Annotated in this window: 14 protein-coding genes; 7 read left to right on the top strand and 7 right to left on the bottom strand. The window is 36.1% G+C overall.

The window, feature by feature from the left end; genetic code table 11:
• Positions 1-2 precede the first annotated feature (2 nt).
• The 3 genes from tnpB to A3GQ_RS0104410 all read left to right on the top strand — a co-directional run bounded on the left by tnpB (position 3) and on the right by A3GQ_RS0104410 (position 3,048).
• Positions 3-1,130 carry an IS200/IS605 family element RNA-guided endonuclease TnpB gene (gene tnpB / locus A3GQ_RS0104420; protein ID WP_028776029.1) on the top strand — a complete coding sequence of 376 codons (1,128 nt, stop codon included), beginning with the start codon at positions 3-5 and terminating at the stop codon, positions 1,128-1,130.
• 149 nt (positions 1,131-1,279) lie between these two features.
• Complete coding sequence (locus A3GQ_RS0104415) at positions 1,280-1,972, top strand: response regulator transcription factor (protein WP_028776028.1); 693 nt, start codon at positions 1,280-1,282, stop codon at positions 1,970-1,972.
• A 5-nt stretch (positions 1,973-1,977) separates the two neighbouring features.
• On the top strand, positions 1,978-3,048 hold the full coding sequence (locus A3GQ_RS0104410) for a sensor histidine kinase (protein WP_245596734.1): 1,071 nt from the start codon (positions 1,978-1,980) through the stop codon (positions 3,046-3,048).
• A 442-nt stretch (positions 3,049-3,490) separates the two neighbouring features.
• Here A3GQ_RS0104410 and A3GQ_RS0104405 read toward each other — a convergent pair whose 3' ends face one another.
• From A3GQ_RS0104405 to A3GQ_RS27960, 3 genes are all read right to left on the bottom strand, one after another.
• Entirely contained in the window at positions 3,491-4,180 is a 690-nt protein-coding gene (locus tag A3GQ_RS0104405; protein WP_028776026.1) for a DUF421 domain-containing protein, read from the bottom strand.
• A 408-nt stretch (positions 4,181-4,588) separates the two neighbouring features.
• Positions 4,589-5,491, bottom strand: a complete 903-nt coding sequence (locus A3GQ_RS0104400; protein ID WP_156877542.1) for an RCC1 domain-containing protein — start codon at positions 5,489-5,491, stop codon at positions 4,589-4,591.
• 320 nt (positions 5,492-5,811) lie between these two features.
• Complete coding sequence (locus A3GQ_RS27960; RefSeq protein WP_245596733.1) at positions 5,812-6,135, bottom strand: hypothetical protein; 324 nt, start codon at positions 6,133-6,135, stop codon at positions 5,812-5,814.
• Positions 6,136-6,355: 220 nt separating this feature from the next.
• Here A3GQ_RS27960 and A3GQ_RS26655 point away from each other — a divergent pair, with 220 nt between their 5' ends.
• The 4 genes from A3GQ_RS26655 to A3GQ_RS0104375 all read left to right on the top strand — a co-directional run bounded on the left by A3GQ_RS26655 (position 6,356) and on the right by A3GQ_RS0104375 (position 10,275).
• A complete protein-coding gene (locus A3GQ_RS26655) occupies positions 6,356-6,583 on the top strand; it encodes a hypothetical protein (protein WP_156877541.1) in 228 nt (75 codons plus the stop codon).
• 128 nt (positions 6,584-6,711) lie between these two features.
• Positions 6,712-8,334 carry a MutS-related protein gene (locus A3GQ_RS0104385; protein WP_037463972.1) on the top strand — a complete coding sequence of 541 codons (1,623 nt, stop codon included), beginning with the start codon at positions 6,712-6,714 and terminating at the stop codon, positions 8,332-8,334.
• Positions 8,335-8,704: 370 nt separating this feature from the next.
• Entirely contained in the window at positions 8,705-9,307 is a 603-nt protein-coding gene (locus A3GQ_RS25555) for a DUF4309 domain-containing protein (RefSeq protein WP_028776021.1), read from the top strand.
• A 230-nt stretch (positions 9,308-9,537) separates the two neighbouring features.
• Positions 9,538-10,275, top strand: a complete 738-nt coding sequence (locus A3GQ_RS0104375) for a L,D-transpeptidase family protein (protein ID WP_028776020.1) — start codon at positions 9,538-9,540, stop codon at positions 10,273-10,275.
• 606 nt (positions 10,276-10,881) lie between these two features.
• Here A3GQ_RS0104375 and A3GQ_RS0104370 read toward each other — a convergent pair.
• From A3GQ_RS0104370 to A3GQ_RS0104355, 4 genes are read right to left on the bottom strand one after another with little or no spacing between them, the layout of a single operon-like run.
• Entirely contained in the window at positions 10,882-12,981 is a 2,100-nt protein-coding gene (locus tag A3GQ_RS0104370) for a multicopper oxidase family protein (protein WP_028776019.1), read from the bottom strand.
• 33 nt (positions 12,982-13,014) lie between these two features.
• Positions 13,015-13,533: a hypothetical protein gene (locus tag A3GQ_RS0104365; RefSeq protein WP_028776018.1), complete on the bottom strand. Its 519-nt coding sequence runs from the start codon at positions 13,531-13,533 to the stop codon at positions 13,015-13,017.
• 37 nt (positions 13,534-13,570) lie between these two features.
• The gene (locus tag A3GQ_RS0104360) at positions 13,571-14,596 is read right to left on the bottom strand and encodes an ABC transporter permease (protein ID WP_028776017.1); all 1,026 of its coding nucleotides are present in this window, start codon (positions 14,594-14,596) and stop codon (positions 13,571-13,573) included.
• Positions 14,593-15,324 (bottom strand): ABC transporter ATP-binding protein, encoded by a 732-nt coding sequence (locus A3GQ_RS0104355; RefSeq protein ID WP_028776016.1) that lies wholly within the window; start codon positions 15,322-15,324, stop codon positions 14,593-14,595. Before A3GQ_RS0104355 ends, A3GQ_RS0104360 begins: the two co-directional genes overlap by 4 nt.
• Positions 15,325-15,387: the final 63 nt, after the last annotated feature.

Below are 15,387 nucleotides of genomic sequence, written 5' to 3'. Positions count from 1 at the left end.
CCATGCACAAGGCATTTCTATTCCGACTTCGACCAACCAAAGAACAAACAACGTTAATAAACAAATCGATTGGGTGCAGCCGATTCATATTTAATCATTTTCTCGGTCAATGGAACGAAGCGTACCAAGGAACGGGAAAAGGATTGACCTACGCAAATTGCTCTAAACTACTCACGGAACAGAAACGAGAGCTCATTTGGCTAAAAGAAGTGGATTCCACTTCGTTACAAAACACGTTAAAACATTTTGCAGCTGCTTTTTCTCGTTTTTTCCAGAAGCAAAATGATGCTCCTCGGTTCAAAAGCCGAAAAAATCGAGTCCAAGCATACACCAGCCAATGCAACTACCCGAAAAACAGTCGTCCTACGATTGAAATCAATGGAAATAAAATCAAACTGCCAAAACTGGGTTGGGTGAAGTTTGTAAAATCAAGAGAAATCAGCGGTCGTATTTTGTCCGCGACCATTCGTTGTACTTCGACAGGGAAATATAAAGTATCGATTCTCTGCGAAGGAAGCTATATACGAGCTGTTCCAGCGCGAAAAGAAGAGATTGGGGTCGATTTGGGACTCAAAGACTTTGCGATCTTCGATGACGGGAGCAAAGTGAATCCTAGTCATTTTTTTCGCCGCTATGAACAAAAATTAGCACAAGCTGGGCAAGTCTTGTCACGACGAAAAAAAGATGGTTCCAATTGGCACAAAGCGCGAATTAAAGTCGCACGTATTCATGAAAAAATCACCAACGCACGCCATGACTTTTTACATAAACTGTCGACGAAACTGGTGAACGAAAACCAAGTCATCAGTATCGAAAACTTACAAGTGAAAAACATGGTCCAAAACCACAACCTAGCAAAATCGATCACAGATGCATCGTGGTCGGAATTTATTTCTATGCTGGAATACAAAGCCAAAGAATATGGGAGAACGCTAGTGAGAGTTGGAAAGTCATTCCCATCCAGTCAGCGTTGCTCTTCCTGTGGATACAAAAACAAAGAAGTCAAAAAACTCCATCTGCGAGAATGGACATGCCCAAACTGTAAGGAACATCATGATCGGGACATCAATGCAGCGAAAAACATCGTCCAAGAAGGTAGGAGATTAATCGCCGCGGGGCTCGCGGTCTGAGCTTGGTAAATTTCTTCGGAGTACCGAAGATTACCCAAGAATCCCCGCGTTCACGCGTGGGAGTGGTCAATGCATATATTTTACTGGATCTGGATGTTCGAGCATTCAGCTCTTTTTTCTTTTTATTTTGGATGAGATGGGTGAAAGAAATGAATAGAGCTATACTAATCGTTGATGATGAGGAAAAAATACGTGAAGTTTTAACTTCTTATCTTTCCAAAGAAGGATTTACTATTTTGGAAGCAGCCAATGGTAAAGAGGCCCTAAAAGTTATCGAGCAAGAAACATTGGATTTTATTATCCTTGATTTGATGTTACCAGATGTAACTGGAGAAATGATTTGCCAAAAAACACGGGAGCTATCACCTGTTCCGATTCTTATGTTGACTGCAAAAGTTTCGGAAAGAGATCGGATCAAAGGGTTATCAATCGGAGCAGATGATTATGTAGTCAAGCCTTTTAGCCCAAAAGAAGTAGTAGCGAGAGTAAAAGCAATTTTACGTCGATCTAGCCATGATTTACTCACTTCAAGAGTCAGTTTTCAAAATGGGGATCTTGTAATTGATATGGATAAGCAAATCGTTTTAAAAAATGGGGAAGTGGTCCATCTTACTCCTGCTGAGTTTAAATTATTGCTCGTACTGGCGCGTCACCCAGATCGTCCGTTTTCTCGGGAAGAATTGATCGAAAAAGTTTTTGGTTTTAGTTATGCAGGAGATGATCGTACCATTGACCAACATGTAAAAAATCTCCGTCAAAAAATAGAAAAAGATCCCAAAAAACCTTTCTATGTGATTGCTGTTTATGGTTTTGGTTATCGCTTTGTTGGAGGGAAATCTTAAAAACGATGAAAAAGCGATTAGCATGGACGTTTATTGCGGTAGCGTCTGGGATGGTGGGCTTAGCTAGTATTATTTATTTAATAGAAATGCATTATCATATTTCTCTTTTCCAAAAGAAATTTCCATTACCTGATCCTCACATTACTTATTACAATTACCACTTTGAGCAAGCACTGATTGAATCCACTATTTGGACGGCAGTAGGAACTATTTTGCTTGCTGTTTGCATTAGTTTTTATATAGCGAAACGTATGACTGCTCCTATGATTGAGATGAGGAAAATTGCGGAACAAATGGCATTAGGAAATTGGAATTCTCGTGTGAAAGTAGAGGGAACTGATGAGCTGGCACATTTAGGTCAGACATTAAATCATCTAACGGAGCAATTACAAAAACATGAAGTACTAAGAAGGAATCTAACATCTGATGTTGCTCATGAGCTTCGAACTCCTCTAGCCACATTGAAAAGTCATATGGAAGCATTTGAAGACGGGATTTGGGAACCGACGCCAGTACGAATTCATTCATGTCAAGAGGAATTGGAACGATTGATTCATCTAGTGGGTGATTTAGAACAATTAACTAACCTAGAATCTCCTGGATTTACTCTTCATAAACGGAAGGAGAATCTAGTTGAAATTATACAGCAGAGTGTTCGAACAATGGAGACCAATTTTATACTAAAAAATGTGGAGTTAGTTACGCAAATTCCTGAATGTGTTGTCGTATTTGCGGATCGAAATCGTATCGCGCAAATACTAATCAATATATTATCGAACTCTCTTAAATTTACCTCTTCTGGTGGTACTGTGATTGTGAAAGTAACAGAAGGAGACAATGATGCAACAATTCTGATTAGAGATACAGGAATTGGTATCCCGGACTCTGAAGTATCGAAGATTTTCGAAAGATTTTATCGAGTAGATAAATCAAGAAGTCGTAAACTAGGTGGAAGTGGAATAGGGTTAACGATTGTGAAAAAGTTAGTGGAAGAACACAAGGGTTCGATAAGGGTTGAAAGTAAAGTAGGGAAAGGAACAAGTGTCTTTATCTCCATTCCGAAGAAGGATTTATAGGAGAATCAAACAAGAAGAATCAAGTTTAGAAATTTCTCCATGTCGGGGATACAGACTCTAAAACAGTAAGATGTTCACCGGTTATGAAAAAAACAAAATTTATACTGTTCTAATAACGATTATCAAATACGAAATGATTTAGATTTCCTTGTGTTGAACAATGATGGTCAAAATTTGCATCATGCGTTTAGAACGCTACTTGAAAGAGTAGTGGTTCATCCACAGGGGGAAATGGATATATACTATACATTTAATGTGGAATAGGTTGTTGAAGCGTCTTTTGTTTTTCTATCGGTATGCATAGCAAGGAAGGCTTCATTGTTAGGCTAGAGGATTTGACGAGGTTTTGGAGATATTGTGAGTGTTAGGAGAAAAGGCTGTTAGCAAAACGTGTGAAGAGATTATTTAGATCGAGCCAGATTACAGAGATCCTGTATAGTTACTATTTCAAGTGATCTTGATATAGATCAATATACAGTTGATTATTTGTACCAAGTATCATGTAGTTAACATCTTTGTGTACCAATTTTCGCTTAACCAACTCTTTTTCTAACCAATTCATCGTCAAATTTTTTCTTGTTAAATTTTCGAATATAATTTCTCCATCTACAATCAATTCTATTGGAAAAGAGATGTCAGCTTTTTGCAATGCTAAGTCGTTGCAAGTAACTGGAAGATATATTGCTTTTTTTAAAACGGATAGTCCACCATCCATTTCCAGCACTGCGCATTCTACCTCATTCATATCAAAAATATCTTTTTTTCTTAGATTTTCAGTCAATACTTCTAAGCTCATATTGATTTTAGATAGATTTTTTTCAAGAATTTTTCCTTTATCGATAAGGGTAATAGGTTTTCCAATAATCCATTTTTTTAAAGTACGACTTTTTAAGGCAAGATGAGACAATAGAACGGAAATACCTACAAAGATGACAAAAGAAACGGTTAGATTAAAAAAGTTAAGCTTTGTTTCAAAAGCAAGGTTAGCTGCAATTGAACCTAAAGCGATATGAACAATATAATGTAAATAAGTCATATGTGAAATGACTTGTTTTCCAATTATATGAATGCTTATCATGAGTAAGCTTACAGATAATATGGTTCTTAGAATAGTTTCTAATAGATCAGACATTATTCACCTCAAATAAAAGTATGAGTTTTTAACACTCCTTATTTTCCCATTATCGCCAGAATCCTATTCACAATTAAGTCACATGACTGAGCTTCAATTATATCTAATTCAAAATTTCCTATAACTAATCTGGACTCCCATTCCACTCCATCAAGTTTTCACTTTGCATAGGAAAAATGGATATACATTATACATGTCATATGCACCCTTTGAAAAACGAAATATAGCTCTGTATTTTCTTAAGTTGAGAAATATAAATTTAAGGGAAATATGGTTGCATTGATCCGAATCCGACTCTCCTGCTACAAGTAGGAGAGTTTAGTTTTACAAAATACAAAAAGCGACCTAGTTTCCTAGGTCGCTGTCACTAACCATCATTTGGATTTCTCATAGTATTCTCACCGGAAACTAATTGCCGGGCAGTTGGATGTCGCACCAGCCGCTTACGTTGCATTGGCCATATTCATTATCACCCACAGCAATCACCGTGCCGTCCGATTTAAGACCGAGAGTATGAGCGCAACCCGCCGCAACCGCCACAATATCGCGCCAGCCGCTTACGTTGCATTGGCCAAATCGATTATTACCCACAGCAACCGCCGTGCCGTCCGATTTAAGCCCGATTGTATGATTACTACCCACCGCTATCGCCACAATATCACACCAGCCGCTTACATTGCATTGGTCATGCTTATTCAAACCCACAGCCTCCACTGTGCCGTCCGATTTAAGCCCAATGGTATGAAGGTAACCTGCCGCAACCACTACAATATCACACCAGCCGCTTACATTGCATTGACCATACCGATTATTACCCACAGCAACCGCCGTGCCGTCCAATTTAAGACCGATGGTATGCCAGTCACCCGCCGCGACCGCCACAATATCATTCCAGCCGTTTACATTGCATTCCCCTTCATTATTTCGGCCCGCAGCTACCACCGAACCATCCGATTTAAGCCCAATGGTACGACACCAACCCGCCGCAACCGCCACAATATTGCTCCAGTCGTTTACATCGCATTGATCATGCTTATTCCATCCCGCAGCCACCACAGTACCGTCCGATTTAAGCCCAATTGTATGAGCATTACCCGTATTCTTCGCCATATGAACATTACCAGCAGCGACCGTCACAATATCGAGCCAACCGCTTACATTACATTGACCATATTTATTGTCACCCACAGCCGTCACTGTACCGTTTGATTTAAGCCCAATGGTATGACGACAACCCGCTGCTATGGTATCTTTAGGCCACCGTTTTTGTTTCAGGTTTTTTTCATAACCATTCCGAATTTCAATATTCATTTCTCACCTCACTAATAAGTATGTCGGTTTAAAGCGGTATTCTATTTTTACATTAAGGAGATTTTCTATAGCAACATTTATTTTAAACAATGTTGCTGTAGAACTTTCTTTTAGGCTGTGAGAAGTATGGTTTACAGTAATACAAGTAACAGAACAAATAGGTGTGAGTAGTACAACTATAATAAGGTGTGAAATGGAAAATGGACCGATTTCTATTTTTAATCGGTTCGTTTCGTTATACAGGGAAGGAAGAAATCACTCGATTAAATTCTTTTGGTGCCTCTGTTATTGCTAATTTCGAATGCACTTCAAGCGATTGCCTACTTGATCAGAATACTTTTTGAGTATCTTGCATATCCCACGATCCATGTATTTCTTTTTCCGGCTTGATTCAAATAAATAGGTAGCATTCTTTTTCTCATGTTTTCTGTGTGCATAGTTAGTGTCTCTTTAAAGGAAAAGGGGAATGGAACGATACGATCCTTCTTTTGATTCACACGGATTTGACATTGCTGAAAATACTTAAGAAGAGCAATGAACCCTATTTTCATATGATTGGATTTGGAATCAATCAGTTTTTGTTCGCTCCCAATTATCGTGAACTGCTCAATCAGTTCCTGTTGTTGCCATTGTTGTTTCATCATGATGTCAACCTTTCAAAAGTTCCTAGAAGTACGAAAGTCGGTACTTATTTATGTTTTCGAGTAAACAGATCAGATTTTTCAAACAAGAAGTATCTAAAAATACCCGAAGTTCCAACTCCAAAATGAAAATAGGAACTTATTATGTTTAAAGTAAGAATAAGATTGTTTTAAAGGCTTTTATTCATTAAGATGAAAGTAAACGCAAAACAAGTCAGTTCGAGTGGAAAAATCCAAAGATCTGTCAAGCTGGATGAGCGATTCCCCATCAATCCGTGGGACTTTGCTCCCATCTGCAACATCATATCCATACATCATGAGAGTATCTTCTGCTGCATGTCCCTTTCCTGATCGAGTCGGAGGGGTTCGGAACACAGTTGATGAACTGATCGGAAAGCTCTTCGAGATCACTGCAAATAATCGTCTCCGGAGATTCTCTGGATTGGAGTAGAAGCTGATTGAAAAGATGTTTCAAAATTGAAAGTTGATTGGTTTAAGAAACGATAAACAGTATCCTTGGTTGGGTATTTGTAAGCTTTATTGAATCAAGAAAACAATAAAACATTGGAGAAGTATAACATGGTCTACCTTTACTTAATTATCGCTGTTTCAGGAGTCACTATTCTAGTTAATATGTACAATGCTCATAGAAAAAGAAACTTAGTTTTATCTTTATGGGATAGAAATACTAAATTAGATCATCCAATAAATTATCATGAAACGTTTAAATATTTTTATGAAAATGCAAAAAAGAGCTCTAAGGATGATTATCGTGTAGATGATATTACTTGGAATGACTTAAACATGGATAAAATATTCGAAAAAGTGAATTATACATTTACTTCTGTCGGGGAAGAATTCTTGTTTTACAGATTGAAAAAAGCTCATGAGGAGCATTTATTTAATGAAAAAATAATAGAAAAAATGAATCAAAACAGGGAATATAGGAACAAATTATCGCTAATTTTATCTAGTTTAGGGAAACTAACCTATGCAAATTCATCCCAATATTTTTCTGGTAAACTCGATTATAAAGTCGATAAAATATATTTTATACTCGGCGTTCTTCCTATTGTTGGAATGATAACCATGTTTTTTTCACTCCCGATTGGTTTATCGATATTCTTAGTAAGCACATTTGTGAACACTGCCCTTTTTTACCGTAATCGTTCTAAAAATGAAGTAAAGTTCAACAGTCTATTTTATTGTTTACATGTTATATCAACATCCAGAAAAGTAGCAAAGTTAAATAGTGATAATGAATGTATAAAGCAAACAAATAAATTAAAAAAGGCGACTTTTATTAGCCAATTCTTATTACAGGACGATGGTAACGGGAGTAATCTAGTACTTCAACTATTCACGTTTCTTAAATCTATATTCTTAATTGATTATTTTATTTTTCGTTACATATTAAATGTTTTAAATAACAATAGAGATATATACGAGACAGCATGGAGGAAAGTAGGGGATATTGACTGTTGCTATTCAATAGCATTATGGAGAAAAACACTACCATATTACTGCTTACCAAAATACGAAAATAATACAACACTAATCATACAAGATGCATACCATCCTTTATTGAATAAACCAGTTGGAAATGATTTTGACTTTCATAAAAATATTCTTCTTACTGGGTCCAATGCTTCAGGAAAGTCTACATTTATCAAAACGATAGCAATTAATATCGTACTATCACAGGCTTTAAATACTAGTACCAGTAAGAAGATCACTTTACGAAGAGGATTAGTTTATTCCTCTATGGCAATGTCTGATGATATTGAGAAAGGACAAAGTTATTTTTTAAGTGAAATATACGCATTAAAGAGGATATTTGATATAAGAGAGAACAATAAAGATATATTCACGTACTTATTTTTAGATGAAATTTTTAAAGGCACCAATACCATTGAAAGGATTGCTGCAGCTGAATCTGTATTAAATTATTTAAGTGATTATAATGAGACAAAAATTATGGCAGCAACCCATGATCTAGAACTTACCGATAAGTTATCAACAAAATATGACAATTATCATTTTAGAGAACAGATAATAAATGACGAGATTATATTTGATTATTTAATCAAAGTAGGTCCTTCCAAAACAAGAAATGCTATTGAATTATTGAGGATTACAAAATTCCCAGAAATCGTATATCGTGAAGCTTTAATTAAAGCTAAGGAATTTACTAACGTATGAAGAAAAGAGCCGATTAAAAATAAAAATCGGCTCTTTTTCCATTATATGGTTTCGCTGCCCCTCAGTAGCCATTTGCTGGTTCTACCCCTAATTGGACTCCACTCGAGTTGTAACTTGATTCGATCTTTGTGAATCAAAGAGATAGTCTCATTTTAAATCTTCTTGGTATTCCTTTTATATTGTTTTAAGATCTTATGGATAAATTTATTGAGATCAACTTGGCGTTCGGCTCTCTACTTCATCTGTTACTGGGCCTGTTATAGTGTCACAAGTAGAAAAAGAGGAAATAATTTTTTTCTTTTTACCCTTTTTAGCTATTGTTTTGTTCTTTATACTAAAAAAACAAAACAATAGCTAAGGAGATTGACCGATGAAGATAAATATGATTGTTATGATTCTAGTGATAACGATAGTGGGTTTGACAGGATGTACGATAAATGTACCAGTAAAAACAAACACCTTAGAAACGCAGGATAAAAATAGGAATAATACAGCTCCACAAGTAATTCAGAGTGAAAATTCAAACCAGAATTCATCTAAATCATCTCAACCTACTTCTCCTCCATCAGGTACAGAAGAATCATATTCTGAATTAAATAAGCAACAACTTATTCAGCAAGTAAAACAACTAGCTATTGAAGGTAAAACTATTAATAGTGACGGATTTAGTCTTGGTTCCTCCCGTGATGAAATCAACAAACAATGGGGAACTGAAGATGAAGAAGATGTCAATCAAATGTATTATGAGAACCGAAAAGCATATTTCGTATTAAAAAATGACAAGGTAGTCGAACTCTACAGTTCAGATGAAAAACTTCAAGATATCACCGAACAAGAGGTACAAAAAGCATTAGGTAAACCTGATCAAGTAGGGCAATATGAAGATGGAAATGAGCTTATTTACAAGGCTGGTGATAATAGTATTGCATTCATTTTCGGTAGCCGTATTGAAATTCTAGTTATTAGTTCATAGTATATTCAAAAATAGATATCACAGAAATGAATCGATATCTATTTTGTATCGGTTCGTTTTCCATCAGCAACCAACATTTTTACCCCCGTTAAAGATATAGCTAGTCTTTATGCGGTTTACCATATGTTCCTTCATAAATGTTTTTATTTCTTTATTAAATAATGACTATATTATGATTATTACTAAGTATTTATATGTAAATTATGTTTTTAGAAAAGGAGAAGCAACCAATGGTATCAAAGAAAATGCTAATATTCATTATGTTAGGAACTATATTTATTTTTTTGAGTATTTTGAGTTTATACATATACGGGAGATCATTATGGATGCCATATTATTTAAAAATAGTTGGTACTCAAACCGTTTCAGATGTAATCACAGAGATAGGTACAGAAAATAGGGAGAAGTTAGAAGATTATTTTAAACAAGCAGGAGTTGAGTATCCATCTAACAAAATTAAAATTGCACTTCTAGGATTTAAAGAAGAAAAAATATTAGAAGTATGGGCTCTCCAAGAAAATAAATGGCACTTTATTCACGCTTATCCAATCTTAGCTGCTAGTGGAGACACTGGACCTAAACTCCGAGAAGGTGACAAACAAGTTCCTGAAGGGATTTATCAAATAACGTGGCTTAACCCTAATAGTACTTATTATCTTTCTATGAAAGTAAGTTATCCGAATATTTACGATCGCAAAAAAGCTGAATTGGATGGACGAAATAAACTAGGAGGAGATATCTTTATTCATGGAAAGGCACTTTCGATTGGATGTTTAGCTATTGGAGATGAAGCAATTGAAGAGTTATTTGTGCTAGCACATGATGTTCATATTAAGAATATAAAAGTAATTTTGAGTCCTAATGATATGAGAGTTAAAAAGCCTCCATTTACTTATAAAGAAGGTTCACCTTGGTTGCTGGAGTTATACGAAAAGATCAATCGTGAATTAGAAGGTTTCAAACGATAGTAACCCTAGAATAAAATCTAGTTCTGCGGATAGTGCCTGGCTAGTTGTATTTAAAGTACTATTCTCTGTGTTCAGAAGTAATGGAAAAGGATCAAGAGTTACAAGTTATATATTTATGTGGTACAACCACCAAATGCAGATTGAGGGACTGTATCTGAAAATTTTTCTAATTCCCCTCTAATCCCAACTCATTGCTTCCATCTCATTAGCTTTGTCCTCTGTAGCTGGTTGTATATAACGGAATATTTTGAATATTATTAACCATAGTCACGAGAATTACACCTGTGGTTTATGTACATTAAGGAGTGCGCTACGTTCCAAAAGGGGGTTGTCCGATCGATCCTCCTAAAAAATCTTTTTTCAGCACTTTTCTTCTCATTTTGATTTTTACATATAAAAGAAACTTGTATTTATACCTCTTAAAGTAAAACGGTATATAAGTATATTATTGCAGGATTACAAAAAGAATTGTGATGGACTCCTTCCGAGTGATGGAAATCAACATGCGATCTATGAATTACTGGATAAAATGTTATGTTTAAGCGAAAGAGGTGATTTTACAGAAAACCACACGATCCTGATTTTAAGGATTGTGTGATTTTTGTGTTATTCAGGTTGATTTGGGGTAGAAGAACCTGCTTGGAAAGGAGTAGTAATTCCTTCATAGCCCAAATGCATGGTCATCCCAACTGTTGCATGGGTAAGGTTGTGACAATGATCCATCCAAATTCCTGGATTATCCGCTTTAAACGCAATTTCATACGTTTCACCAGGTGCTACATTTAGTGTATCGGTCCACCAAGGGCTTCCCGTTATGGATTTCCTATTGCGAGATAGTACGAGCATGGTATGGCCATGTAGATGCATAGGATGATCCACCGCTCCGCGATTTACAAAGGTTGTTTTTACTAGTTCTCCTTGTTTGACCATTAACATTGGTGTATCAGGAAAAACACGACCATTGATTGTAAATAATGCATGGATTTTTCCATCATAAAAGCCAAGCCTATTATCCAAAACAAGTAAGTAATTACGATCAAATTTACTTGTACTTATAAATGGAGTAGTTGTAGAAGTACCATAGTTCGATGGATCAAAAATAGGCGCTTTTGGATCAATAACTGGTGATTTTTGATTTTGGAGATTAGTAATAAAAAGTATACCAGGTGTTAATTTTCCTAGTCCGTCATGACTAGAAAGTCTAACTGGATTTTCAGGCATCGTAAACAGAATATCATATCGTCCACCAGCTCCTATTAACAATTGTTTATTTTTGATATTCGTAGGAGATTGTATGTTATTTCCATCAATAGACATGACCTTGAATGAGGAACCTGTTAATTGGAAAATTTGTGGTTCGTCACCTGTATTGATTAGTCGGAGCCGGACAGGAATACCTGGTTGAATTATTTGTTTTTCTAAGTTATCAGATAAACCAAAGGATGGAATGAGATCGGTACTTTGAGATGTTTGCCAAGCATGATAAACGACAGTAATATCTTTTGTAATCTGTTTTTCATGATCTTTAGGTAGAACTACCAAAGAACCAAATAATCCTTTTGAAACAGCGCTTGCAGACTGCTGATGCGAGTGATACCAATAGGTTCCCGTTTGCTTTGCCTGAAATCGATAAATATAAGTTTTACCAGGTTTAATGGAGTTTTGTGTTACACCAGCGACACCATCTTCAGCATTGGGAACATTATATCCATGCCAGTGAATGGTTACTCCTTCTGGAATATCTTTGTTTTTCAAAATAACTTCTACTAAATCACCTTGTTTAACTTGTAGCTCTGGACCTGGAGCTTTTCCGTTGAAAGTCCATGCATCTATGGTTTTACCAGAACGAAGTTTGAGTTTCTTTTTTTGAGCAACAAGGTGAAATTGATGATCAGGTTTTCCTTTTTGGGGGCCTTTGAAATCAGTAAGGCTCTGGGTTTTAGCAGATTTATTCTCATTCATCACATGATGGTGCTGGGAGTTTGTTTGCGACTCTTCGGATTGATTGATGCCCATGTTGTATTGCTTGGGAAGGGCAGATGCCTGTGTATAGTAAACAAACCAACTTCCTGCTACTAGTAACACGACTAAAATGGATGTGACGATTCGGGAGAGTCTTTTTTTTGTATTTGTACTATAGCCAGATTGTATGAATAATTTGTTTCGTCGATTTTGTAATGTCCATAATAGTGAGATTGCGATTGCGAAAATAAACCATATATAGAAGGAATGAAGGAAGGTCAGAGAAAAAGAATACTGAAAAAGCGAGAAATAGTAACCGATCAAAGAACTAAGAAGAGTGGCTTGTACAGGTACAACCAAATTTGCTGTGGTTAATGCAACTTGGTCACTTTCATCAAGTGGTATTTGGGAGTTATCTGCACTATCTTTAGAAATTTTTATTATATTTGGAAGTGTTAACAATAGAACAGAGAGCGTCGATGGGATGAGCAGAGGTAAAACAAGCATCATTCTTTCTTCAATAAACAACCAGCCATAGGTACTCAGCAACACAACCGTGATCATTTTCCCAACTGTGATGATGAGCGTGACATACACTACGACAAGTAAGCGATGAATACTTCGTTTTAAATTTAGTTTCGACTTGCGATAGGGAAGTCTGCTAAAACGATTTGTTACAAAAGCCCATAAGAGGATCAATAGCAACATAAGACTTTGATCAATACGATAAATAAGATCATACATGTATATAACCTCTTTCTATTTTTTTGAAAAAATCTATCTAGTAGGCTGAAGAGGCTTTTTTTGTTGGCCCCAAGGCTTAAATACAGAAATGATAACCATTGCTGTTAGAGAAATGAAATTGATTAGAATACCAATGAAAAGATATTCATTATTTACTACAAAAACGGGGTCTGCATTAGCTTGTGTGCCTTTATCAGCAAGGATCGTAATCGCTTTTAGAGTCCAAAATTTGATTCCAAGTATTCCAATTGCAATCGATATCACCGTTAGGATTTCTTTTACAATAATCCAATAAAAATCAAATAATCCCCATTTTGTCCTTACAGACAGATATATGCCTGTAATAACAGTACCTAATGCAGAGATAGGAACTAGTGACTTCTCCATGAAATGCATACCTATATAACTAGCATTCAATGTAGTAAAATTTGGATTGATTAGAGTTGCTATGCTTAGTACAAGAAATGCCATGATGTGACCAAGAAGACCTACAACAAAAAGAAGATGAAAAGAAAGCCACCACTTTCTTTCCACTACTGTAATTCGCTTCATATACATCTTCCTTTCTAAATGACCTGGTGGAATGATTTTATATTTTTCTATATTTACGCAAGACAAGAATATTTAAGAGAATGAAAATCAATGCAAATGTGATAAGCGCAAAGACATCAGTGGAAATATCAGACCATCCTTTTCCTCGGATCATAATGTCAGTTAATGCATCTGCACCATATCGAAGTGGCATGAACAGACTAAGATAACGAATTCCTGGATTCATGCCATCTAATGGAAAGAGACCAGAAAAAATAACTTGAGGCACAATTACCAAAGGAATAAATTGCACCATCTGGAGCTCGTTGTTAGCAAAAGAAGACAAAAGAGTTCCAAGGGTTAAAGCAGATATAGCTAACAATAGAGTAACAAGTAATAGATAGCTAAACGAACCGACCATCATCATATCCAGAACTTGGGTAGAATACCATGTAATCAAACATGCCTGGATCGTCATGAAGATTCCAAATCCAAATACATATCCGATTACTAACTCCCAGCGTCTCAAAGGAGTAGCCAATAACCGTTCGAGTGTTCCGCTAGTTCGTTCACGTAAAAATGATACTCCAGAAATAATAAAAACAAAGAAAAAGGAAAAGAAACCAATTAAAATAGGGCCATCTGCATCAAAGGAGCTCATATCTTTAGACCCGTGCAAATAAGTAACAGAAAGGATGATCCTTATCTCTGATGGCATTTTACTTTGCAGGCTAGTTTGTACGAAACGAAGAACAAATTTGTTTTTAGCAGGATCGCTGCCTTCCAACTTGATATTTATCGTTTGCATATTTGCAGTTAAGATAGCGTCGATCTCTCTATTTTTAAGTGCTCGATCGGCTTGGACTGTTGTTTTTTTATATAATTTTGCACCACTTGATTCTAGTTTTTTGGTAAGAGAAGGAGATAGACCTATTACATTTAATTTTGGTTGGTATTCCTCACCAGTTAATATGAAGGACATAAGGGTTAATATCATGATAGGCGCAACGATAATTAATGCAAGAGATCTTTTGTCTCGTATGAATTCACGTACTATTCTAAGAACTAATGATCGGATTCTCATTTTTTATCCCCTCCTCCATAGAACAAAAATGCTTCTTCCAGTGATGTGACTCCAATTTGTTGCTTTAGTTGTTGGGGTGTATCAACAGCGATTAATTGCCCTTTGTATATCATACCGAGTCGATCACAACGTTCTGCTTCATCCATTACATGAGTTGTTACGAGAATAGTAGTGCCAGATTGGCTTAATTTACGGAGTTCTTTCCAAATAGATTGTCTTAATATTGGATCAATACCAACTGTTGGTTCGTCCAATATAAGGATAGAAGGAGCATGTAATAGAGCAATGGCAAGCGAAAGTCGACGTCTCATTCCTCCCGAATATTTCTTTACTAGTGTTTTAAGATCGGAAGTGAGGTTCACAAGTTCCATCACTTCCATTATTCGATCTGTTTGCTTTGTACCCTGTAGACCATATAGGGAGGCGAAAAATTCTAGATTTTCCATTCCTGTTAATTCGTTATACAATGCATCGGCTTGTGCCATGTAGCCTATTTGATGAAACAGCTCTAGATCTGGCATTTTCTTTCCTAGTACATGAACTTCTCCTTTATTTGCGGTGTCAATGCCTGAAATAAGTTTCACCATTGTTGTTTTACCGGAGCCAGATGGCCCCAGTAGACAAAAGATTTCCGAATGGTTTATCTGTAATGATGTATTTTGTAAAACGATTTTTTTGCCATATTTCTTCTGGACTTCGTTTAGTTCAATGCAATTGGATTGCACCATAGCAGTACCTCCGAAAAAATGTATTAGTGTAATGTGTAAATAGTACACTTAAGAGAGAGATCC

This window comes from Shimazuella kribbensis DSM 45090 (genome assembly GCF_000428065.1).
Lineage (GTDB): Bacteria > Bacillota > Bacilli > Thermoactinomycetales > Thermoactinomycetaceae > Shimazuella > Shimazuella kribbensis.
This window is presented reverse-complemented; position numbering and strand designations above follow the sequence as displayed.

Excerpts from the sequence above, each read along its gene's own strand:
- A3GQ_RS0104405 (WP_028776026.1), bottom strand. The coding sequence starts at position 4,180 with ATGTCTGATCTATTAGAAACTATTCTAAGAACCATATTATCTGTAAGC.
- A3GQ_RS0104400 (WP_156877542.1), bottom strand. The coding sequence starts at position 5,491 with ATGAATATTGAAATTCGGAATGGTTATGAAAAAAACCTGAAACAAAAA.
- A3GQ_RS0104410 (WP_245596734.1), top strand. The coding sequence starts at position 1,978 with ATGAAAAAGCGATTAGCATGGACGTTTATTGCGGTAGCGTCTGGGATG.
- A3GQ_RS0104355 (WP_028776016.1), bottom strand. The coding sequence starts at position 15,324 with ATGGTGCAATCCAATTGCATTGAACTAAACGAAGTCCAGAAGAAATAT.
- A3GQ_RS0104365 (WP_028776018.1), bottom strand. The coding sequence starts at position 13,533 with ATGAAGCGAATTACAGTAGTGGAAAGAAAGTGGTGGCTTTCTTTTCAT.
- A3GQ_RS0104415 (WP_028776028.1), top strand. The coding sequence starts at position 1,280 with ATGAATAGAGCTATACTAATCGTTGATGATGAGGAAAAAATACGTGAA.
- A3GQ_RS0104385 (WP_037463972.1), top strand. The coding sequence starts at position 6,712 with ATGGTCTACCTTTACTTAATTATCGCTGTTTCAGGAGTCACTATTCTA.
- A3GQ_RS0104375 (WP_028776020.1), top strand. The coding sequence starts at position 9,538 with ATGGTATCAAAGAAAATGCTAATATTCATTATGTTAGGAACTATATTT.
- tnpB (WP_028776029.1), top strand. The coding sequence starts at position 3 with ATGCACAAGGCATTTCTATTCCGACTTCGACCAACCAAAGAACAAACA.
- A3GQ_RS27960 (WP_245596733.1), bottom strand. The coding sequence starts at position 6,135 with ATGATGAAACAACAATGGCAACAACAGGAACTGATTGAGCAGTTCACG.
- A3GQ_RS0104370 (WP_028776019.1), bottom strand. The coding sequence starts at position 12,981 with ATGTATGATCTTATTTATCGTATTGATCAAAGTCTTATGTTGCTATTG.
- A3GQ_RS0104360 (WP_028776017.1), bottom strand. The coding sequence starts at position 14,596 with ATGAGAATCCGATCATTAGTTCTTAGAATAGTACGTGAATTCATACGA.
- A3GQ_RS25555 (WP_028776021.1), top strand. The coding sequence starts at position 8,705 with ATGAAGATAAATATGATTGTTATGATTCTAGTGATAACGATAGTGGGT.